General features: G+C 53.4%; 17 protein-coding genes and 1 pseudogene. 6 read left to right on the top strand and 12 right to left on the bottom strand.

Going from position 1 to position 22,398, the window contains the following annotated elements; all coding sequences use genetic code 11:
* From BM029_RS24110 to psrA, 3 genes are all read right to left on the bottom strand, one after another.
* Positions 1 to 402: alkaline phosphatase family protein (locus tag BM029_RS24110; protein ID WP_170851213.1), on the bottom strand; the 402-nt coding region annotated here is incomplete at its 3' end.
* A 134-nt stretch (positions 403 to 536) separates the two neighbouring features.
* A complete protein-coding gene (locus BM029_RS24105; RefSeq protein ID WP_092440442.1) occupies positions 537 to 1,835 on the bottom strand; it encodes an MFS transporter in 1,299 nt (432 codons plus the stop codon).
* 196 nt (positions 1,836 to 2,031) lie between these two features.
* Positions 2,032 to 3,135 carry an iron-containing alcohol dehydrogenase PsrA gene (psrA, locus tag BM029_RS24100; RefSeq protein WP_092440440.1) on the bottom strand — a complete coding sequence of 368 codons (1,104 nt, stop codon included), beginning with the start codon at positions 3,133 to 3,135 and terminating at the stop codon, positions 2,032 to 2,034.
* Between the two features lie 227 nt (positions 3,136 to 3,362).
* Here psrA and BM029_RS24095 point away from each other — a divergent pair, with 227 nt between their 5' ends.
* The gene (locus BM029_RS24095) at positions 3,363 to 4,247 is read left to right on the top strand and encodes a LysR substrate-binding domain-containing protein (RefSeq protein ID WP_092440438.1); all 885 of its coding nucleotides are present in this window, start codon (positions 3,363 to 3,365) and stop codon (positions 4,245 to 4,247) included.
* A gap of 56 nt (positions 4,248 to 4,303) precedes the next feature.
* On the top strand, positions 4,304 to 5,026 hold the full coding sequence (locus tag BM029_RS24090; protein WP_092440436.1) for a hypothetical protein: 723 nt from the start codon (positions 4,304 to 4,306) through the stop codon (positions 5,024 to 5,026).
* A 114-nt stretch (positions 5,027 to 5,140) separates the two neighbouring features.
* Here the strand turns inward: BM029_RS24090 and BM029_RS24085 are convergent, their stop codons facing one another.
* The 3 genes from BM029_RS24085 to acs all read right to left on the bottom strand — a co-directional run bounded on the left by BM029_RS24085 (position 5,141) and on the right by acs (position 10,492).
* Entirely contained in the window at positions 5,141 to 7,054 is a 1,914-nt protein-coding gene (locus tag BM029_RS24085; protein WP_092440434.1) for a M66 family metalloprotease, read from the bottom strand.
* 374 nt (positions 7,055 to 7,428) lie between these two features.
* Positions 7,429 to 8,427 carry a phosphate/phosphite/phosphonate ABC transporter substrate-binding protein gene (phnD, locus tag BM029_RS24080; protein ID WP_092440432.1) on the bottom strand — a complete coding sequence of 333 codons (999 nt, stop codon included), beginning with the start codon at positions 8,425 to 8,427 and terminating at the stop codon, positions 7,429 to 7,431.
* 82 nt (positions 8,428 to 8,509) lie between these two features.
* Entirely contained in the window at positions 8,510 to 10,492 is a 1,983-nt protein-coding gene (acs, locus tag BM029_RS24075; protein WP_092440430.1) for an acetate--CoA ligase, read from the bottom strand.
* Positions 10,493 to 10,794: 302 nt separating this feature from the next.
* Between acs and BM029_RS24070 the strand changes: the two genes are divergently transcribed.
* Both BM029_RS24070 and BM029_RS24065 read left to right on the top strand, forming a co-directional pair.
* Positions 10,795 to 12,183: an FAD-dependent oxidoreductase gene (locus BM029_RS24070; protein ID WP_092440428.1), complete on the top strand. Its 1,389-nt coding sequence runs from the start codon at positions 10,795 to 10,797 to the stop codon at positions 12,181 to 12,183.
* A 39-nt stretch (positions 12,184 to 12,222) separates the two neighbouring features.
* Positions 12,223 to 12,567, top strand: a pseudogene (locus BM029_RS24065) (RidA family protein); the annotation flags it as partial.
* Between the two features lie 321 nt (positions 12,568 to 12,888).
* On the opposite strand, the gene BM029_RS24060 reads toward BM029_RS24065, so the two are convergent.
* The 6 genes from BM029_RS24060 to BM029_RS24035 all read right to left on the bottom strand — a co-directional run bounded on the left by BM029_RS24060 (position 12,889) and on the right by BM029_RS24035 (position 21,013).
* Positions 12,889 to 14,037: a porin gene (locus tag BM029_RS24060; protein ID WP_092440425.1), complete on the bottom strand. Its 1,149-nt coding sequence runs from the start codon at positions 14,035 to 14,037 to the stop codon at positions 12,889 to 12,891.
* A gap of 488 nt (positions 14,038 to 14,525) precedes the next feature.
* Positions 14,526 to 15,557: a helix-turn-helix domain-containing protein gene (locus BM029_RS24055; protein ID WP_092440423.1), complete on the bottom strand. Its 1,032-nt coding sequence runs from the start codon at positions 15,555 to 15,557 to the stop codon at positions 14,526 to 14,528.
* A gap of 207 nt (positions 15,558 to 15,764) precedes the next feature.
* On the bottom strand, positions 15,765 to 16,928 hold the full coding sequence (locus BM029_RS24050; RefSeq protein WP_092440421.1) for a 2-aminoethylphosphonate--pyruvate transaminase: 1,164 nt from the start codon (positions 16,926 to 16,928) through the stop codon (positions 15,765 to 15,767).
* An 88-nt stretch (positions 16,929 to 17,016) separates the two neighbouring features.
* On the bottom strand, positions 17,017 to 18,759 hold the full coding sequence (locus BM029_RS24045; protein ID WP_092440419.1) for a putative 2-aminoethylphosphonate ABC transporter permease subunit: 1,743 nt from the start codon (positions 18,757 to 18,759) through the stop codon (positions 17,017 to 17,019).
* Positions 18,756 to 19,889, bottom strand: a complete 1,134-nt coding sequence (locus BM029_RS24040; RefSeq protein ID WP_092440417.1) for a putative 2-aminoethylphosphonate ABC transporter ATP-binding protein — start codon at positions 19,887 to 19,889, stop codon at positions 18,756 to 18,758. The genes BM029_RS24045 and BM029_RS24040 overlap by 4 nt, the downstream gene beginning before the upstream one ends.
* An 80-nt stretch (positions 19,890 to 19,969) precedes the next feature.
* The gene (locus tag BM029_RS24035; RefSeq protein ID WP_092440444.1) at positions 19,970 to 21,013 is read right to left on the bottom strand and encodes a putative 2-aminoethylphosphonate ABC transporter substrate-binding protein; all 1,044 of its coding nucleotides are present in this window, start codon (positions 21,011 to 21,013) and stop codon (positions 19,970 to 19,972) included.
* Between the two features lie 273 nt (positions 21,014 to 21,286).
* On the opposite strand from BM029_RS24035, the gene BM029_RS24030 reads away from it, so the two are divergent.
* Together BM029_RS24030 and BM029_RS24025 are read left to right on the top strand one after the other, a co-directional pair.
* Positions 21,287 to 21,997 carry a phosphonate utilization associated transcriptional regulator gene (locus BM029_RS24030; RefSeq protein ID WP_244545204.1) on the top strand — a complete coding sequence of 237 codons (711 nt, stop codon included), beginning with the start codon at positions 21,287 to 21,289 and terminating at the stop codon, positions 21,995 to 21,997.
* A partial coding sequence (locus BM029_RS24025) for an alkaline phosphatase family protein (RefSeq protein WP_170851213.1) occupies positions 21,997 to 22,398 on the top strand: 402 nt, incomplete at its 3' end. The genes BM029_RS24030 and BM029_RS24025, both read left to right, overlap by 1 nt.

The raw sequence follows: 22,398 nt of genomic DNA, 5'->3' as shown, positions 1-22,398 counted from the left end.
CAAACCGCGCAATTTGTCTTTGGCAGTGATCACGGCGACCTTGGCTCCGGCGTTGGAGAAGGCCTCGAATATGGTGCCGGCGCGCAGGTATTTGGCGTCATTCATCATGACTTCCTGATTCGCTTCGCGATCCAGGAAATAGTTACCGCAGATGCCGTGCACGGAAGGCGGCGCGCCGGTCACGATCGACAGATTGTTCGGATTGGTAAAGCTCGGTACAACACAATCACCGGTAAGCACGGTGCCTTGCGCCACCATTTTTTTAAGAAACGGCGTGACGCCGGCTTGAATCGCCTGATTGATGTATTCCTGTTCACAGCCGTCGACACAGACAACGACGACAGGCTGCTTCATCCATGGGTAGCTGCGGCCATTGACCTGCAGGGTTTTAGTGGTGGACATTAGTTAGCCTTTCGGTTTTTTCTGGAAATATGAGGTCGCAACTGCATGCACACAGAGCATGCGGTGACGACCGGCCATCGCATGCTCGCCGACAAGGCATCCAACGAGCGTACATGAGATGGCCAGGCAGTTCTCTAGCGTTTGATGAACATCGCAACAAACGCGCTAATTACGCAGCTGACGGCGACAATTGGAAATATCAGTGCAGTATTGCCAGAGTGATCCAGCATTCTTCCGATAAGCGGCTCGCCGAGACCTGCAAACAGGTACGATGCAAAATTCATGATGCCTGTAGCGGTGCCGGCACGACGCGAGCCGACAAGATCCGGACATAGTGCCCAAAACGATGACGCGGGCCCGTACACAAAGAAACCGCAGAGGAATAAAGCCATGACCCCAAGCATCGAATGGCCGGGTATCGTATACATCCAGACACTCGTCATTGCACCCAGTACCATGTAGAGCATGATCGCTTTATATCTCTTCGAGCCGAACAATTTGTCCGAGATCCAGCCGTTACTGAGTGCGCCGATCGCCATCCCCACCGGAAGAGCGACGCTGATCCATTTTGGATCAATAAACGCGTCCGGCGACTTCGCCCAGTTCGATCCGAAAAAATGGACGGGAACCCAGACAATGAGCCCATATCGGGCTGCGTTTTGAAAGCCTAAGGAAAGGGCCGCTACGATCAAACGCCAGTTTTTCAACACGGCCTTATACCGGGTCCAGGAAGACTCATGCAGATCATCAAGGACGGCGTGCGCTTTGTCGCCGTCGTTGGCAACGCCGGTATCCAGCGGTTGGAAACCCAGGTCTTCTGGCCGCTCACGAGCAACCAGATAGAAAAATATGCCGCCACCAAGCATCAAAAGAACGGGAATCCGGAATATCCAGCGCCAGTCAAGATGCAAAACGTCGAGTACGGCAATGGAAGTTATGTAAGAAAGCACGGAGGCACAGCCAGCGGCAAACACATAGAAGCCATAGACTTTTCCGCGTTCGCCAATGCCCCACCAATTTGACAGCAGGCGGCTACCAGGCGCCCATCCCAATGCCTGGAAGTAACCGTTAACCGCCCATGGAAAAATGAGGCTCCCGAATCCACTCGAAAAACTTACGACCCAATTGGCGCCACAGGAAAGAATTGCACCTAAGCTCATGATCCTGCGACCACCGAACTTGTCCGCGAGATTGCCGTTGATTGCCTGTCCGATGGCGTATGACCATAACATCGCACTGGATACCCAGCCTAATGTCTCTTTAGAAAGGCCAAACTCTTTTTGAATCCCTGGAATCGCGAAGCCGAATGTCTGTCTGCCAGTGTAAAAAAACAGATAACAAAGCATCGCCGCTAACAGCATTCGCCATTGCGCCCTGCGAAAGCTCGTGTCGGTTGCTACGAGCGGATCTGGCGTCGTATATACGTAACTCATTGCATGTCTCCTTTATCGAGGATAACCGAGTTGTTATTTCCCGGTAAGCCCCATTCCTATTTGGTTGGAAAAGGTAATTTTTATAATTTGATTAACTGAATTTCTAACTATTGCTGGTTCCTTTTCCCCTCCGCGGAAAAGTAAAAATCAGCTGGTTCGTAAATTTTTTCATGGCTTCTTGATCCAAGGGAGCGATTCAAGACAAAGCCACAGCGGCTTTTGTACCGATAAAGTTTTTCCCCCGTGCGCCCTGCATTGCGTGCTGCACCATTTCCTGCGCTTCTGGCGCTGAAACGCCATAGTCGGAAAACTCAGTTCGGACTTCCAGTTGATGCAGGAACGCGCGCAAACGATCTATTGCGGTTTTACGATCGGTATTGAAGGCCCGCTGCAGGGCGATATCTCTCTCGGGGTGCTCGCCCCATGCCATGCCGAGGACCAGCGGCAGTGTGAACGAGCAGGCTATGCCATGCGGCAACCCGTAGCGCAGCGTCATTTCGTAAGAAATGGAGTGCGCCAGTGCTGTCTTGGTATTGGAGAATGCCAATCCTGCCTTCATCGCAGCGAGCGCCATGGATGATCGCAGTGCCTTGTTGTCGAGTTCACGGGCAAGTAGCGGCAGGCAGGTCATGATGTCGTGGATCGCGCCGATTGCGAAAACGTCGGAAACCGGATTCGCATTGACGTTCCAGATCGATTCCAGCGCGTGCGATAACGCGTCCAGGCCGGTGGAAATGGTAATTGACTTGGGCAGGGTAAGCATCAACTCCGGGTCGACGATGGCCGCTTTAGGCCAGGTGCAATCCAGGTGCAATGAGTATTTCTTTTGTTTCGCCGAATCCCAAATGGTTGCCCACGGCGTTACTTCGCTGCCGGTGCCTGCGGTCGTCGGAATGGCGATGAGCGTCTTTGCCTTGTTTGGCGTGAAAGGCTTGCCATCGGCAAGCAGGGCCAGCAGTTCATCGAAACTTCCGCCTTCGGTACCAACTATCAATGCCTTGGCGGTGTCGATAGCACTCCCGCCGCCCAACGCTACAACGACGTCGCATGCATGTTCGTCGCGCCAGAAGCGGTTATATATCTCCGCCAGGTGGGAAACGTCCGGATTAGGTTGGACATTTTCAATGACATAAGCCAGCTGGTCGCCTAATAAACTCTCCAATTTTGTTACAAGGCCCAACGACCTTGCTTCGGGAAATGTCACCACCACCACCTTTGCCCCGTTGACGATTCGGGGCAACTCTTCCAGGCTGCCCGGGCCAAAATGGGTCGCGACGGGGTTAAAAAATTGCTGTGCCATCAATGTCTCCTGTTTTATTGGTTATATGTTCTCGATAGCTTGATTGTCGGCGGGGCCGTGTTGTAGTACAAATCGATTATTATGTGGTTTCTATCGTTTCAGCCGATAATGGGAGATAGCTATTTACTGCTGGCGTATGCAATGGGAAGTAAGTCGCGAATTGCGTAGCTTCAAAGGGTAGGGCGGCCATGTGGCCATTGAAGAAGATGTGCTCTTGAAGGATCTTTATGTACCAGTACCATAAATGGATTCGTTCATTTCATGCTGTAGCCAAAGCACATAGCTTTACCGCCGCGGCGATCTACCTGAAGATAGGCCAGCCAACGATAAGCGAGCAAGTCAAAGCGTTAGAAGACAGATTTGCCGTGGAGCTGTTTTACCGCCGCGGCCGGCATGTTGAATTAACGGACGCGGGTCGGCGCTTGTATGAAATCACCGAGGGGATTTTCGGTCAGGAAGACGAGGCCGTTCAGTTGTTGCAAAGTTTGCATTCCCAGAAAACAGGCTTACTCCGTATTGGCGCGGTTTCACCGCCCGTGGTGATGAACCTGACCTATGATTTAATGCGTAAGCACCCGGGGATTGAATTCGCGATATCGATCAACTCGGAAAAGGAAACGTTGGCCCGACTCTATGATTTCACTATCGATATAGCGATTTTGGCTATCGTAGACCCTGACAAACGTTTGCACGTCGTGCCTTACCGCACCTATCCTATTGTCGCAGTCGTCAGGGACGACCATCCCTGGGCGAAGAAATCATCCGTACCATTGGCAAGCATCAAAAATGAAGCAGCCATCATGCGTGAACGCGGTTCCAAGACACGGGATTTGCTTGAGAATGCCTGTAGCAATCAAGGCATACAGATAAATTGCGTGATGGAGCTCAATAGCCGGGAAGCCATCATGCATGCTATTGCGGAAGGCATGGGCATTGGCTTCGTATCTGAGATTGAATACGTGGCGATACCTGGAACGAAAGCGATCAAGCTTATAGACACGACGGTGACTATCGACTACTACATGTGCTCGCTTGCCGTGCGAAAAAATCGGCCGCTTATCAAGAGCGTGCTTGAGTCGGGAACGCCGCCGAAGACAACTCGCAAAAAGTAGTATCAGCGGGATTCAACTTTAGGCCAGATTGAATTTGGCATGTGAAAGAAAGAACAATGACGATCATCGAATTGCCTTTTCGGGCGACCACCGCGCAGGCTTGCCACTGGCTTGCGCAGCAAACCGGCACGCCATGGACATTGGCGCGCATGATAGAGAGCGGCTTGATTCCCTACGTTTGGCTGGACTATGACGCCGACTATCCTGAACTGTTCGGTGACGCCAACGGCGGCTACGCGGCGCCGATTTTTTTCGAAGGCGACACCAGGCGGCTTGCAGCCGGAAGCGAGGATGTGCTCATCACGATTACGAAAGACGTCTATAAGATAGTGGCGCAGCTCAAACCGCCAGGCTTTCGACGGTCTTTGGATGAGTTACGATTTCTGAAGAAGGATCTGGAGCGACTGGTCAGTAAGCTCAAGCGCGATGCTGAGCGCGAGGCCGAGGGTGAGCCGGTTTCCATTGAAGTGGCAAAGGAATCACAGAATGGCATCAGCAAAGATCAGGTGTTAATCGCATTTTCCAGTCTGGTAAAAATTGATTTGGAGCAGGCCCTTAGCGGTGGCGGTGGCATATTTGGCGATGACGGCGCAAGGGTTAAGGGTAGTGCTAAAAAGGTAAAAAACAAAGCTGTGTGGAACCCGGTCACGCTGGCGCTGGGATTAAACGATGTGTATCGGGTACCAATGTCCCATCTGAAAAGAGCTTTTAATACGCATGATTTTTTGTACGCATGGACTACGGAATGGAACCATTCTCTGGAACTGCTGGGTAAATAACGCGCAGTGTAGTAGCCGTTCATTTTTCATGGTGCCACGATCGGTTGGTGCGACTGGCGCGCATCTTCCGACCTGACGTGCTGCAGATCGGAAGATCCCGTTCGCGTTTAACGATTAAGGCACAACCAAGCTGCCAATTGGATTGACTAAGCTGGCCGGATTCATTGCGCTAAAAGTCGGCTTTGCGCCGAATTCCGTTACGTATAAATCCACGCGCTTCAATTTTTTAGCCGCGCTGAAGTTGACAGCGAACCGGATAAAACTTGCGCCGTTAAGCGGATTGCCAGAATTCGGATTCACTGTATTGCTATTGTTTTGATGATAGCCCTTTGGCAGCAGCACATTTTGCGTGGTTCCATCGGTAAACGTAGCTTGTAACGTGTAGTCGCATCCCGTACTTTGACAGTAACTCGTGTACTGCGATTTCATCTGATCCCAGTCAGGCTGGCTGGTCGGATCAAAGGTACGAGGTATGTTTCCCTGACCTGTCGCGCTTACCACCAGGCGATTCAGAGTGCCATCGGTTTTGGATATGTTACCCAACACGGTGACAACCTGTTGGTTACCTTGCATATCGCGCTGTAACTGACTCACCGTGGCGCTTGCATCGACATAGGCACCTTGGACGGCAGACCAAATGGTAAAGCGGGAGGCATTGCCGGCCGCAGCCGGGTTGTAGACGATGCGACCGTTCATCCATCCCTGTATCAACGCACTGCTGTAATCAGCAAACATCTCCCAGCGGTAGCCAGCCGATTGGTCGCCGGAGCCACCTTGCATCGGGTCTTGCCGGTAGCAACGTCCTGAAGCATCCAGCTGGCGACCGCTGGATTTGCATGGCAACGCGGGCAATACCGGAGACAGCAATTGATTGCGAATGGCGTCATAGCCCCAACTTGATCCGGATAAACTCCCGCCAGGATAGGGATACGTGCCGTTGTTGTACATGTCGCCCGCGTGCGACATGCCGTAGCCATGACCCATTTCATGGTCGAAAATCCCGCCATAGTTATCGGAATCACCGCTTGCATTTCCGGCGCCCACGCTAGTCAGCCCACCACCCATGCCGATGAGTTTTCCGGTAAGCGGGTCTTCCACTACCATTGGAGCCCAATAGGCGACATTCAGATTGCGGTCATTATTGGCCGTGACGCTGCGCAATTCAGGCAGGATATTGAGCATCTGCCCCATTAGTACATAACCGTCCGCGCCGGGGGAGTTCCTGGCGGTGGCGAAGGTGGAATAGGCCTGCGCTGCGACGGTGCCCGTGGGAGGAAGCACGAAATCGTTGAATGACAGATCTCCTGAATTTACGCCGTCCACCGATGCCACAGGAATTTCCTGGGCATAGTCAAGCGCTATGCTGATCCCATCCATCTCCAATTTGTCCTTGGCTACGGTTGCCATTGCGCGAGTGGCGCCAAAGAAAAAGGCCGGGACCGTTCTCACTGTCAGATTGATACCCCCGGTTACGGTCAATGGCACCGTGGTGACGTCGTTGCCGCGCGTGATCTTCAGCGTAACCCCCGGCTGTAGCCACTCTTTAGGTAACAGCACGCTGTATTTGTTGGAAGAGTATTGGGGCATGCCGTTGTCCGTCGCCGGCAATTTGTCAGGTGTATTCAGGATGAGGCTGCCGAGATTGCTACCCACTATCTCAACCTGAATGTTGGCGCCTTCCGTAGCCGGTTCCACCATCAGCAACGCGGCGCGGTTTGCGAGCAGGGTCAAGGTCCGGCTTTTCCCATCGGCAGTATTCATCGTGCGCCCGGTTGGCGGGATCACATGCGTTTGAGCCAGTTCAACGCTGTTCAACGACAACGTACCGCTTGCGACGGGCAGAGGTGGCGTCGATGTGCCCGGTGGGGAAGCGAGCGGCATCGGTGTGGCGGGTGATCCGGAGTTGGAAGTCGGGGCTGTGTCAGCACTATTGGCCCCATCGCCGCCGCCGCATGCAGATAACAGTAGTGAGAGTGTTGTGGCGGCAGCCAATGAATAACGGATGGGTAATAGAGGGGTAAAACGCATTACTTATCTCCAATTATGACAAACATTTCCATGTAGCAATAGTTGTGCCGTGTGTAGAGGACACCGTTAAGTTCGCTATGCCATGAAGAGGTGGTAAAAAAAAAGCCCCGTAGAGAGTCAAAAATTGGGCACTCAAGAAAAACGAAGTGTCAATTTTTGGACGCGTCGCCAACTACGCGTAGTGATGAGGCGAACGCGTCGAAGGTGTGAGGCATGTGGAAAATAACCTGCGAGGCGTTTCAGTCAGGGTCTGCTTCGACTCAAACTGTCGGCGCGCGCAGGTAAGCAATAGCGCCTCGCATACCGACGCGTATTGGTGGTGCTAAATGCTAAAACAAAGTGAAGGCTGGCTGGATAATGAGATGCAGGCCCTGTCAGCGCAGACGTGCCATTTCCAGAGTGACGCTGAGTTTGCCGAAACGGGCGGTAATATCTTCGAACGCCTTTTGCTTTTGCGCAGTGCTCAGGCTGGCATCGTACATATTGCTGCGCAACAGGCCGAACATGGTGAGATCGGCCGTCGGTTTCAACTGGGCGTCGGTGGAATGCTGAAAGCCGGATAAGTCGAGTATGTTTTGCAGCACGTCGGGTTGGCTGGCTGGATTTTTCGGTTTGCCATAAGTGACGAAAAATTCTTCGATCTTGTTTTTGGTAGCAACCGGCAGATCCTTGCGGTACAGCAGCGGATCGTTGGAGATCAGGGGCGAAGTCCAGATTACCCGCACCTTGTTGAATTGTTCAGGCGCTTCTTTTTTCAGGCGATCCAACTCTTCGGTATTGTTGGTCGCAACGTCGACTTGACCGTCGATCACTGCTTGCAGGTTTTTTTTGTGGTTACCGGCCGTAATTTTCTTGAACAGTTTTTCAGGCTCTACCTTGTTTTTGGCGAATGCATAGTAAGCCGGCACCAGATAACCGGAGGTCGAACCTTTGTCGCCGTCGTAGAAGCTATAGACGCCTTTGTTCGTCAAAATATCTGTCAACGATTTGACCGGACTATTTGCCGGCGTAATCAATACCGAGTTGTAGCCGCGCGAGCCTTCTTTTTTCACGAACTGAGCAAAAATCGTTGCGTGCTGGTCTTCCACCGCGTCCAGGGCGGCTTTGTTACCTAACCACGCTACCTGGATGGTATTGGATTTCAGCCCGCTCACAATCTTGTTGTAGTCGGTGGAGGCCACAATATGGACTTCCATTTTTGTGTATTTTGCGAAATCGTCGATGACCGGCTGCCAGCGTTTTTGCGTATCTTCGGCCGTGGTGGTTGCAATCAGGCCGATGGTGATTTGTTTCGGGATATCGTCGTCTTTGGCGAATGCGCCCGTAACGACCATAGTGCACAAAACAACGATGATTTTCCGTAATATCTTCATACATTACCTTTCTAATTGTTATTTGTTTTTGAGTTGCGGTGAAAAATACGTTGCGCTGGCCGCGCCCATCTCGCCGGCTTAATTACTGTGTTTCTTTCAGCTGTTCCAGAATCGCTGGATTTTCCAGTGTCGAGATGTCCTGGGTAATATCTTCCCCCTTGGCCAGCACCCGCAACAATCGACGCATGATCTTGCCGGAGCGCGTTTTGGGCAGGTTGTCGCCGAAGCGAATCTCCCTGGGCTTGGCGATCGGGCCGATTTCCTTGGCGACCCAGTCACGCAATTCCTTGGCGATCTGTCTGGCTTCATCGCCGGTCGGGCGGCTGCGCTTGAGGACTACGAAGGCGCAAATTGCTTCACCAGTGGTGTCGTCCGGGTGGCCGACCACTGCGGCCTCCGCAACGATGGGGTGGGCCACCAATGCCGATTCAATTTCCATCGTACCCATGCGATGCCCGGAGACGTTCAGGACATCGTCGATGCGGCCGGTAATGGTGAAGTAGCCGGTATCCTTGTTTCGGATCGCACCGTCGCCTGCCAGGTACAATTTACCGCCGAACTCTGCGGGAAAATAGGCGCTCTTGAAACGTTCAGGGTTATTCCAGATGGTGCGCACCATCGCAGGCCACGGACGTTTGACCACCAGGATGCCGCCCTGGCCATCTGGCAGATCATGGCCGGCTTCATCGACAATCGCTGCTTGAATACCTGGCAGCGGCAGAGTGCACGACCCGGGCACCAGCGGCGTTGCGCCCGGCAGCGGCGAGATCATGTGGCCGCCGGTTTCGGTTTGCCAGAAGGTGTCGACGATCGGGCAACGCTCGCCGCCGATATTTTTGTGATACCACATCCAGGCTTCCGGATTGATCGGTTCGCCGACGGTACCCAGCAAACGGAGGGACGACAGATCGTACTGCGATGGATGGACGTTCCTGTCGGCGTCGGCGGCTTTGATCAATGAACGAATCGCTGTAGGTGCAGTGTAGAAAATGGTGGCTTTGTGGCGTTGGATCGTGTCCCAGAAGCGACCGGCATTCGGGAAAGTCGGGATACCCTCGAAAATGATCTGCGTGGCGCCGACCGCGGTCGGGCCGTAAGCGATATAGGTGTGGCCGGTAATCCAGCCGATATCGGCGGTGCACCAATAGACGTCGTCAGGCTTGATGTCGAAAGTCCATTTCATGGTCAAGGCTGCCCACAAAAGATAGCCGCCGGAAGAGTGCTGCACACCTTTCGGAGTTCCGGTGGAACCCGACGTATACAAGATAAATAGCGGATGTTCTGCGTCAACCCACTCAGGTTCGCAGTGCGCAGTCTGGCCGGCTACCAGCTCATGTAACCAGAGATCGATATTCGGATTGAATTTCACGTTGCCGCCAGTGCGCATATAGACAATGACGTTTCTAATGCTGTCGCAACCGCCGAGCGCGAGCGCTTCATCTACGATAGCTTTCAACGGCAGGCGCTTACCACCCCGGACTTGCTCATCCGAGGTCAGTACCGCAACCGCACCGGCATCGATAATGCGTTCTTGCAGAGATTTGGCAGAAAACCCGCCGAACACCACCGAATGCGTGGCGCCGATGCGTGCGCAAGCCTGCATCGCGACCACGCCTTCGACCGACATCGGCATGTAAATTACCACCCGGTCACCCTTGTTGATACCGAGCGACTTCAGGCCGTTGGCAAACTTGCAGACTTTTTCGTACAGCTCCCGATAGGTGACTTTGGTTACGTCACCGTCATCGGATTCAAAAATAACCGCGACCTTATCCGCATTGCCGTTTTGCAGGTGGACATCGAGGCAATTGTAAGAAACGTTCAGCTGGCCATCTCCGAACCATTTGTAGAAGGGTGGATTCGATGCGTCCAGAACTTTGGTAAAAGGCTTGTGCCAGGTCAGATGTTCACGAGCCAGCCTGCTCCAAAATCCTTCGTAGTCATGCGCCGCTTCTGCGCACAAGGCGTTATATGCGTCCATGCCGGAAATTGCGGCTGTTTTGGCAAATTCTGCAGATGGTGGAAAAACACGGGTTTCGCTGGAAAAAATTTCGATGTTGGCCATTTCGATGTCTTTTGCTATTGGGAAGTATTGATACAAAGAAAAATTTCGCCGCAATTTTTGATGCGACGACAACGCATTTCTCAATTTGCCAACCAGTCGCAAAAGCTTGTGCCAGCCGCTTCAGTTCGCTGATAGGCAGTATTTTGTAACTCTGTAGATTGCCTTATGTTTATTGTTGACAATTTACGCTATGTTAAATTAAAGTGCAATCACCGTCGGATAAAAATCTCGTCGGAACCGGCTGGCCGACAGCATCAGATCAGCTGCGGTGATCGATTTCTCATACTTTAGGAAAGCTTCCCATGCGCCCATTCTGGCTTGAACATGCCCTGTCGATGGATGGAGAATTGACGCCTGCATTGCAAGGTGCGCAGCGCGCCGACGTTGGTATTGTCGGTGGCGGCTTTACCGGTCTGTGGACTGCTTTGCAACTCAAGCAGCAGAACCCGGCACTGGATATTGCGATTATCGAAAGCGATCTGTGCGGAGCCGGCGCCAGCGGCCGGAACGGCGGCTGCATGCTGACCTGGACTACCAAATTTTTTACGCTACGCCGTCTGTTTGGAGAGGTCGAAGCGGTGCGTCTGGCGAAAGCGTCCGAAGCGGCGGTAACCCATATTGCAGAGTTCTGTCGCAAGCATGGGATCGATGCCGAATTTCGTCAGGATGGCACTTTGTACACCGCGACCACACAGGCTCAGATGGGGATGATGGACCCGGTGTTAAAGGAACTGGACAAGCACGGCATCAACTCGTATCACTCGCTGTCTACTGAAGAAGTGCAGTGGCGTTCCGGCTCGATGCGCAATCTGGCTGGCGTGTTCTCGCCAATGGCGGCTACCGTGCATCCGGGCAAGCTGGTGCGCGGATTGCGGCGGGTTGCCCTGGAAATGGGTATCCGGATTTATGAGAGAACGCCGATGCTAGCATTTGAGCCAGGTCCGCAAGTAACGATACAAACGCCGTCGGGCACACTGCAAGTCGGGAAGATGGTGTTGGCCATCAATGCCTGGATGGGAACGCTCTTCCCGCAGTTTGAAAGCACGGTGGCGGTGGTTTCCAGCGATATGATAATTACCGAAAAGTGCCCTGAATTGTTGCGGATGATCGGCCTCAAGGACGGCGTCTCGGTACTTGATTCACGCACTTTCGTGTTCTATTACCGGACCACCGAGGACGGCCGCCTGATGCTGGGCAAAGGCGGAAATACTTTTGCCTGGCGCGGCCGCATTCTCCCGGTTTTTGATCAGCGCTCGCCGTACGAAGATCAACTGAAGCAAAGCCTGCACGAATTTTTCCCGGCGTTGTCGGAGGTGCCGATTACGGCCAGCTGGAACGGGCCGTCGGACCGATCGGTTACAGGCTTGCCTTTTTTTGGGAAACTTGATGATCACCCGAATATTTTCTATGGTTTCGGCTACTCGGGCAATGGCGTCGGCCCGACATACATGGGCGGGCAGCTGCTGTCGTCGCTGGTGCTCGGGCTTGACAATGAATGGAGCCGCAGTCCGTTGGCCGATGGCCCGCGAGGTACATTTCCGCCGGAACCGATCCGTTATCTGGGATCGCTGGTGGTGCGCAATGCAATCCGTCGCAAGGAAAGCGCCGAAGATGGAAATCGCGAACCGTGGCTGATTGACAAACTGCTCAGCAAGTTTGCCAATGCGGCCGGCAAGGCCGATAAAGCTTAGCTTAGTTTTCTATTCTAATTTGATGAAACAGGAAGTGGCATGAGCATCCAGCGTATCGACACCGTCCAGCGCCGTTCTGAGGTGGTGATTCACGATAACACGATTTATATCGGCGGCCAGGTCGCCGATAATACCAGCGGCGACATCGGCGCCCAGACCCGCGCCATCCTGGATAATATCGATCGTTTGCTGGCCCAGGCCGGCAGCGATCGTACGTATTTACTGTCGGTACGCATTCTGTTGGCCGATATCAACGACTATGCTGGAATGAACGCGGTCTGGGATGAATGGGTCGCGCCCGGCTACGCACCCACCCGCGCCTGCACGCTGGAACAATTGATCGATCCCGGCTGGCGGCTGGAAATCATCGCGGTAGCCGCCAAACCACGCGCGGACGAAATAAATGCCCGCTACGAAGGTTTTGTTGAAAAAATCTCCGCTCGGCACGACTAACTTGGGCGAGTTGCGTAAGCTGGCTGCGCAGCAGAGCCTGTCCCAGCCTGTTCCAGTCAAGTAGCCAAGGCATCCAGATATCTGGCGACGGCAAATAAAAACCGAAAAAAAGCCCATTCAAATCGAATGGGCAAAATCTGGGTGTTCCCCAGGGACGTTTAGCTACTGCCACTAATCGGCAAAATTACAAGGTATTGCCAATCGTCGCGCCGAGCTCAAGCGGCGCGACAATCGGCAGTACCCGGATACTGCTTAGAACTTGTGACGCATTGCTACGCGGAAGAGCACTTGCTTGTCATTGCCTGAACTGTCGGAAGCACCGGGAATGTAGGCATTATCAAGTGATGTTCCTGTCAGATCGCCGCCGACCTTTTGGTAAATGCCTTGCAGGTAAATGTCAGTTCGCTTGGACAAGTTGTAGTCGGCCATCAGACCTAAAGTGGACCATTTTGGCTTGACATTGCCCGCCGTTGCATCGTACTTGCCTTGCGTGTAGGTGTACATCGCGCCGAGATTAAGCGCTGCGGTGACTTGATATCTTGCATTGATTTCGTAGTTGTTGAACTTGAGTGAATTCAATGTGCCAACGGCTGGTGCAAACGAGCTGATGTAACCATTGTCGCCAGTTGGATTGGTCAGGTTGGTGTTGGTATACACGAACCCGAGTATCGCCGCACCAATCGTGTAGTTAATGCCGGCGCCAAAGATTTTTTGCTTGTCGGCCAGGAAGGTGGCGTCAGACGGCGTGATGGAACCGCTCTTGGTGGTACCGGTACGGCTCAGATTCATGTACGCCAGGCCAGCCGTCAATGAGCTGTTGGCGTAGCTCGCACCCAGGCTGTAGGTACGGTTGTTGGCACTATCGCCGGCTGCTTCGCCGAAGCCGTACAGACCACCGAACGTGATGCCGGAAAAATTCGGACTGGTGTACTTGACCGAATTATTGACGCGGAACGAGTTATCGGTATTGTCGTTATCCAGTGGATGCGAGAACAGGTAGCCAGACCAGCCGCCGTTCGCAGTCACAGGGCCGACGTAATCGACCACGGAGTCGTATTGCCGCCCCATTGTGACAGTACCGGCTGTCGTACTCGACAAACCGACGAATGCCTGACGTCCGAAAAACAAGCCACCTTGCGCCAGCGCGCCGGTATCTGCGTGAAACCCGTTTTCTAGCTTGAACACAGCACTCAGGCCACCACCCAGGTCTTCGCTGCCTTTAAATCCCAGACGGCTACCTTGTACATCGCCGCTTTCCAGTTGAACCTGGCTTTTTTTGCCGACATTATTGGTGTAGTTCACACCCAAATCGATAAGGCCATAAATCGTGACGTTGGTTTGTGCTTGCGCCATACCGGAAATACCACTCAACACACCTGCAACCAGAATCATTTTCTTCATGTGCTACCCCCAATTATTAGAATAATTAAAAATTTAAAACCAAGGAACTACAAAAAAACATCTGGAAAACGTTGATAAAAAATTGCATTTACAGGGAAATAATCCAGCTTCGAATTTCTCATTTCCTGATTAATCTGCTGGCCTATATGTGCGCGGCAATTTTTATTCAGACACATGCGATTTATCGGCGGACGTTGCAATCTGCGTTGATCGAATATAACGTCGCCCTATTTTTTTGCGTTATCGAATTTCGGCAAAAAAACAAAGGTGGCCGGCTTTGTTGCTCGAATCCGTCACTATGATTGAGCCTGGAGCGCCAGTTGAAGCGGCTTTCAAAAAGATTGGCATTTACGAACCGGTCTTTTGTAACTGGAAGGCGAATACGCTTGGCCGCGTAAATACCTGGAGATCAAGGTTGGGGAAGGGAGAAAAGAGAGGAGGTGGATATCGTGAATACGTTGAATCGCATTGCAGCACTGAGAGAATTGTTACATGACTGCGCCATATTCAGTCATGCGCTTGCGCAATGATTCGGATGGGCTTTCTCCAAATAATTTTCGATAGTCACAAGAAAATTGGCTCAGATGCCAGAATCCCCAATCTGCAGCGATTTCCTGCACTGTATGCCTATCCGATATATTTTCCCGCAGATGCCTGCGCGCTCCGTTGAAGCGAATGATGCGCAGATACTGTATCGGGCTGATGCCGAGAATGTCTTCGAAACAATACTGTAGCGAGCGAGGGCTGACGTGCAGGTGTTCACAAAGTTGCGGCACTATAATCGCCTGCTCTCGGTGCGCCAGCATATATTCACGCGCCTGGGCAACAATGCGTTGCCGGCGTACGAAACAGCTGCTGATGGTGCTGTCTATTTCACCGCTATCAAGTATGGATAGGAGCGCCATTGCCACGGCCCGCTGCGAAAGTGCCAGGCTGAAGACGGGGTTATGTGCATCGCGTGCGTCACGCATAGACAGCATATATGCCAGCGTCTGCTGAAAAACCGTCTTTGACAACTCAGTTACATGCAAGACTTCAGCTTTGATCAGTTGTGTGTAGTCGACCCTGCAACCTATCTGTTCTGCGACACGCAGCAAGGAATTTCGCTGGATAACAAGTCCATAGATGGCGTAATCGGCAGGGGTCACCAACTCGAATTCCAAATTACCCGGTCGTACCATGATCGTGCCGGTGTCGCACAAGCGGCCATTAATACGCGCCTTATTTGCATTCGCCGGAAGACCGAACCAGAAGGCATCGGGCCGGACACAACAGGATCGGCGCACAGCCTTGTTAGTTTCCTCAAGAAGCACTTGCATGTGCGGTATTAGCAATTCGGACAGAACCCCGTGGAATTGACCCGATGTGATCTGGTCATAACTTTGCTTCCAGTCGGTTAAATTGCGGGCATGTTCGTCAACATCAAATGCGTGGGTTGTGCGAATTTTGTAGGGCATGCCTGAAAACTGTGCTGCTTTCCCCACAAAATCGGAGCGTGGATGATTGGATGTGATTTGCATTTTCTAACCTTCTTTGAACGGGTTATTTGCCACAAATCGCGCAGTCTGTCCGGGTCAGCTCGAGCCACGGTTTTGGCACGCATTCCAGCGATTTTTTTACCAGTCGGATTTGCCTGTCTCTCTAAATCGAATCGTCAGGAAAAAACTGTTGCGTCGACCGTGCCGTGCCGCTATCTAGTACCGGCACGGCCGAATCCGACTTTTCTTTTATGCCGCGCTGACGGCAAGTTCCGGCGCAAGGCGGTATTCAGGCTTGGCCTTGGTTACAATTCCCATCTCCCGCAACGCATCGGCGATGGCATGTACTGCCTGCCGCATTTCTTCTGCGCCAATCGCACCGATACAGCCGACGCGGAAGGTTTCCGCCTGTGTCAGTTTGCCCGGATACAGTACGAATCCCTTGTCGCGCACCTGATTGTAGAAACGCTTGAACTCATATTTGGCGCTGTCAGGCGCATGGATCGTCACGATGATCGGTGCCTGGGTCTTCGGATCTAGAAACGACTTTAATCCGAGTTCCTGCATGCCCTTCATCAGTGCTTCGTAATTTTCCTGATAGCGCGCCAGCCGGGCAGGCTGGCCGCCTTCCGCGACAAACTGGAGCAACGCCTGGTGAAATGCCGCCACGATATGGGTTGGCGGCGTGAAGCGCCATTGTGTGGTTTTTTCCATGTAAGTCCACTGATCGTACAGATCCAGCGATAACGAGGTCGAGTTGCCTGCAGCTTTTTCCAACACGCTTTTGCGCGCCACCACAAAGCCCATTCCCGGCGGACCTTCGATACATTTCCCGCTGGCGGCAATCAATGCATCAAACGGCACTGTGGCAGCATCGACCGCGAGCGCGCCGAACGAGCTCATTGCGTCAATGATCAGGCTGCGTTTATGACTGGCGATCACTTCGGCAATCTCGCGTAGCGGATTCAGGATCCCGGTGCTTGTTTCGCAGTGGATCAGGCCGACGTGACTGATGCTGGCGTCGCCGCTCAACAGGCGGTCGACATCGGCCGCCGTGGTGGGTACATCTTCCGCGGTCTCGAATACAGATACCTTGCGGCCCATCATTTCGACGATTTTAGCCATCCGCTTGCCATAGGCGCCGTTGATCAGCACCAGCATGTGGCCGTCGCGTGGCAGCAATGTATTTATTGCAGCTTCGATCGAGAACGTGCCGCTGCCTTGCATCGGTACGCAGACGTGGTGTTCATGTGCATTGGTTATGTCTAGCAAGTGCTTGCGGACTTCCGCGGTAATGGCGTTGAACGAGACATCCCAGGAACCCCAGTCACGCAGCATGGCGGTCTTGGTGGCGAGGGAGGTGGTCAATGGTCCTGGGGTGAGGAGGACTGGATCCCGACTAACGAGGCTCATGGCATTTCCTTTAATTTTAAACAGCTGAATTTAAACAATTGAGGTAATACATTTAAAGTTCACAGCAATAACAAACTTGAATTCAAACTCAAACAGTCTTGCGCCAGCGCTGCGCTTTTTTCAACAACACACGGGTGGTCAGCGCATACAGGAGAACGACGATGGACGAGGTCAGCACGATCAACGTTCCCATTGCCGCTGCCGGGCCGATCTTGCCTTCCGCTTCCAGGTTCAAGATGGCTACCGAAGCAAGCGTGGTGTCTGGCGAGTACAGGAACACGACCGCAGAAATGGTGGTCATCGCGTTGATGAACAGATAGCGGCCGATATCCAGCACCGCCGGCAGACAGACTGGCACGGTGACCCGGAAGAACGTTTTGTAGAAAGGCACCTTGAGCGAGGCAGATACCGCTTCGAACTCGTTGTCGATGGCTTTCAAGGCGGTAACTGCGGTAAGGTAGCTCGAAGTGAAGTAATGCACCACGGTCGACAACACCAGGATCGTCATGCTGCGATACAGGACGTTGAGCGGATTATCCGGATGATTGAAGAACATGATGTAACCCAGGCCGAGTACTAATCCCGGTACGCCCATCGGCAGCATGGCCAACAGACGGATGATTGGGCGAGCTCCATTCATGCCGCGGGTTTTCTCGACCAGGTAGGCACTGCCGAAAATCAGTACGATGCCACTGGCGACTACATAGGCGGCCAGTCTCAAGCTATTGAAATACGACTCCAGGATGCCATCCTGGAACAGACCGAAATAATAGTGATCCCACACCAATGTCCGGTTGTAAGGCCACAGCTTGATGAACGAGGTGTACACCGCCATGCTCAATACCGCTAACAGCAACGCGCAGATGATGCTGCAATAGCAGAACATCAGGGAGTCGAACATCCGATGTCGTTTCGGTACAAACGGCACCGCGCGCGCGGACAACTGAGACTGTAGCTTGCGCCGTATGGTGTAGTCGATCGCGAACGCCAGCAGTGCCGGCAGCAGTAGCAACAAGCTGACTACAGCGCCTTTGTTGAAATCCTGCTGGCCGATCACTAGCTGGTAGACGTCCATCGCCAATACGCTGTAATCGCCGCCGATGACTTTCGGTACGCCGAAATCGTTGACTGTAAAGGTAAATACCACCAACATCGCACTAATCAAACCGTACTTGGCGCCGGGCAGGGTGATGGTCCGGAATTTGCGCAGGCGGCTGGTGCCCAGCGATTCCGCTACTTCATACAAGCGGCCGTCCGCCAGTGTCAGCGCGGTGATCAGAATCATCAACGCATGCGGAAACACGGCATAGCATTCGCTGATGATGATGCCGATCGGACCGTAGATCGAATGACCGCCAAGCAAGCCCTTGAGTACACCCTGCGTACCGAACCATTGCACGAATGAAATTGCCGCCAGCAGCGACGGCGCCAGGATAGGGATCAGCGACAGGGTGCGAAACGTGCGCTTGAGCGGCATCATGCTGCGCGTCAGCGCATAGGCGAAAGTGAAGGCGGCCGGGATCACCAGCGCCGTCACCGAGATTGAAACGGTCAACGTATTGAGTACCGATTGCCGCAATGCCGGGGTCGACATGTATTCGCTGAATTGGCGTAATCCGACAAAAGCACCATTCTTGTCCTGGACACTTTGAATCAGGATCATCATCACCGGCATCAGCAAAAACACTGCCAGCCCTATACAGACGAAGAGCAATAACAAGTGACCGATACGGTCATGCCAATGACTTTTCTGACGGCCCTTTGCGACCGATTTGACGTTTGACGTTGCCGTTACGACCGATAACGGCAACACGTTGGCAGATCTGTTCATGCTGCCTCCGCTAACGCTGGCTTTGGCATGACGAGCGGTTCGACCTCGTTGTCGCGATAGATACGGATGCGTTCCGGCAGCAATCCATACAACACTTTGCTGCCGACCTTCAGGCGTAATTCTTTTAACAGGTTTAGCGACATGGATGTCACCACCGGCTGTTGCTGCATGCCTTCGAATGCCACTGTGAGATAACTGAAGGCGCCCAGGAATTCGATTTTAAGAATCTCTGCCATGGCGTTGTTGTGTGTCCGGTTCTCGGCATCGCGGGCGACAAAATCTTCCGGACGCAAATACACTTTGACCGGCGCACCGGCGGGAATATGATCGACGCTCGATTCCCAGTGAAAATTCAGATCGCCTATGCGGAAGCGGCCGTCCCCGAGCGATGTGCCGCGCAGGATATTGACCTTGCCGACGAAGGATGCGACGAACGGCGAGCCCGGCTGCAGGTAGACTTGCTGCGGTGTCCCGATTTGCTCGATCTCGCCTTGATTCATGACGACGATGCGGTCGGCCATCGTCAGCGCTTCTTCCTGGTCATGCGTGACCATGATGGTGGTGACGCCAAGTCGTTGTTGCAATTGCCGGATTTCACCGCGCAGGCGAACCCGTTCCAGTGCGTCCAGCGCCGATAACGGCTCATCCAGCAACAGCAGGCCGGGCGATGTGGCCAGAGCGCGCGCAAGCGCAATTCTCTGCTGCTGGCCGCCGGATAGCTGCCCCGGGAATTTGTTGCCGCTGGTCGGTAAGCCAGCCAGCGTCAGTAGTTCTTCGACCCGCGTCTTGGTGCGAGCTCGCGACTGCCCACGGTTAACCAGTCCATAAGCGACATTGTCTGCAATGGTCAGGTTCGGAAACAGTGCGTATGACTGAAACACGATGCCATAGTCGCGCTTGATCGGCGGCAGCCACGAAATATCTTTTCCGGCTTGACTGATGCGCCCCTGATTTTGACTTTCCAGACCGGCGATGATGCGTAGCAGCGTGGTCTTGCCACAGCCGGACGGGCCCAGGAAACAGACAAATTCGCCTTCCGCGATGGATAGGTTGATGTCGCGCAATGCGTGGAAGTTACCGAAAGACTTCGAAATATTGTTAAGTACCAGATACTGATTTTGCTTAGCCATGATAAGTCCTCACTTTTTGATATCCTTACACCGACGCTGGAAGCGCCTGGCACCTCTCAGCGTCGGCCTGTACTCGAGATTTACTTCTTCTTCTCTTCTTTGGCGTTATAACGATTGCTCCATTCGGCCAGAATGCGAGCGCGGTTCTTGGCCGACCAGTTGAAGTCGTTATTGGATACCAGCAGTTTTTCGTAGTTTTCCGGAATGCCTTCCACTTTCTTGGCGATCCCCGGATAGGCAACGATGGCCCACCAGGTGGCGCTGATCTGGTTAGCCTCTTTCGTGGTCATCCAGTCGACCAGCTTTTTCGCGGCCTCCATATTTTTCGTGCCCTTCATGATGCCGCTTGCCTCGATATCCCAGCCCAGGCCTTCTTTCGGGAAAATCAGCTCTACCGGCGCGCCGGTAGCCTTGACCTGATGGGCGCGGAATTCAAATGAAATGCCGATAGGGAATTCGCCGGTGCCGGCCATGGTGCAAGGCTTGGAGCCGGAATGGGTGTATTGCGCGATGTTTTCATGCAATCCATCCATGTATTTCCAGCCGCCGGCCTCGCCGAACAGCTGTAGCCAGGCAGTGACATCCAGGTAGCCGGTGCCGCTGGACGCCGGATGTGGCATGACGATCTGACCCTTGTAGATCGGCTTGGTCAGGTCTTGCCAACTGGTTGGCTTGGGCAGGCCAAGTTTCTTGGCCTCTACCGAGTTGAAGCAAACGGTCGCTCCCCATACATCCATGCCTACCCAGGCCGGCGGCCGGGCCTTATCGGAAAAGGCTGGATTCAGGTCTTTCAGGCCTGCCGGCGCATAGGGCACCAGCATGCCTTCCTGACTCAGCAATGCCAGGCTGCTGGCGGCAACGCCCAGCACGACATCGGCTTGCGGATTATTTTTTTCGGCCAGCAATTTGGCGGTAATCACGCCGGTCGAGTCGCGTACCCAGCGAATATCCACGTCCGGATGGGCTTTTTCAAAGCCATCCTTGTAGGCCTTCATGGCATCGCTTTCGATGGCCGTATAAACCAGCAGCTCGGTTTTTGCCTGGGCCAGGGCAGTCCCGGCCACCAGCGCCAAGGTCGTGATGATTGCGGTTTTCTGCAAAAGTCGTAAAAAGTGCGGCTTCATTGTTATGTTCATTGCTGTCTCCTCAGTTGTTGTGTCATCAATCAGTGTCAAATTGCTGTAATGCACCTTCCTGATACTTCTCAACCCCTTCGTTCTTGCTACATCGGCCGGTCACAAAAGATTGTGCCAATGGTCCCGGCCTAGACATCTGGAACATTTTGTAATTTTGTAAATTGCATTATGTTTTCTGTCTATTGTTGACAATCTACACGCTGCCGGTTTAAAGTGCAATCACTGTTCAATAAAAAGGTTTACATGACTACGGGTCGCACTATGAACACTATTGCCGTGCTGAAAAATAATTCCTTGCCGTCGCTGGTGCAGAAAGAGCTTGAGCGCATGATTCTCGCGGGCGATCTGTCGGCGGGCGAAAAGCTTAACGAGATCACGCTGGCAGATATGCTGGGTGTCTCGCGCGGCCCGGTACGGGAAGCTTTTCGTGCGCTGGAAGAGGTCGGCCTGGTGCGGCAGGAGAAAAATCTCGGTGTTTTTGTCCGTCAGATTTCTCTCGAGGAAGCCGACGATATATATGACGTCCGCTGCGCCCTGGACGACCTGATCGGCCGCCAGCTGGCAAGCAGGATCAGTGCCGCCCAGGTTCAGGATTTGCGCGCCATCCTGGATTTCATGGATGGTCTGGCCGCCGATGGCGATGTCGATGGTTATTCACGGATGAATCTGGAATTCCATGATTTGCTGTTGAACATGACCGATAACAACAAGCTGATACAGACCTATCGTCGTCTCGTGAACGAGTTGAACCTGTATCGGCGCTCGGCGCTGGCGCAGAGCGGCTGCCTGCCGACCTCTACCGCCGAACACCACAAGATCGTTGATGCGATTGCCTCCGGCAATCCTCAAGAGGCTGGCCATATCATGCGCGAGCATGCGATGGCCGGTCGCCACCGTATGCACAGTGCGCATGCGCGGCAGCTACTGGCAGCTACTACCTCCGATTCCCTACCAAACCGAAAGGCTAACTAATGTCCACCACTAAAACCCTGCAGGTCAATGGCCGCAGCTACCCATGGATGAAGCAGCCTGTCGTCGTTGTCTGTGTCGACGGCTGTGAACAGGAATACATCAATCAGGCGATTCAAGCCGGCGTCACGCCGTTTCTTAAAAAAATGGTGGCGCAAGGCACCGTGCTTACCGGTGATTGTGTTGTACCGAGCTTTACCAATCCGAACAATCTGTCGATCGTGACCGGCGCGCCGCCTTCCGTGCACGGCATCTGCGGTAACTATTTCCTGGATCGCGAAGCGAATCAGGAAGTCATGATGAATGACGCCAAATACCTGCGCGCCGGCACCATATTCGAGGCCTTCTCCAACGCCGGAGCCAAGGTCGCCGTGATCACTGCCAAAGACAAATTGCGCGGTTTG

This window comes from Collimonas sp. OK607 (assembly GCF_900111995.1).
Lineage (GTDB): Bacteria > Pseudomonadota > Gammaproteobacteria > Burkholderiales > Burkholderiaceae_D > Collimonas.
This window is presented reverse-complemented; position numbering and strand designations above follow the sequence as displayed.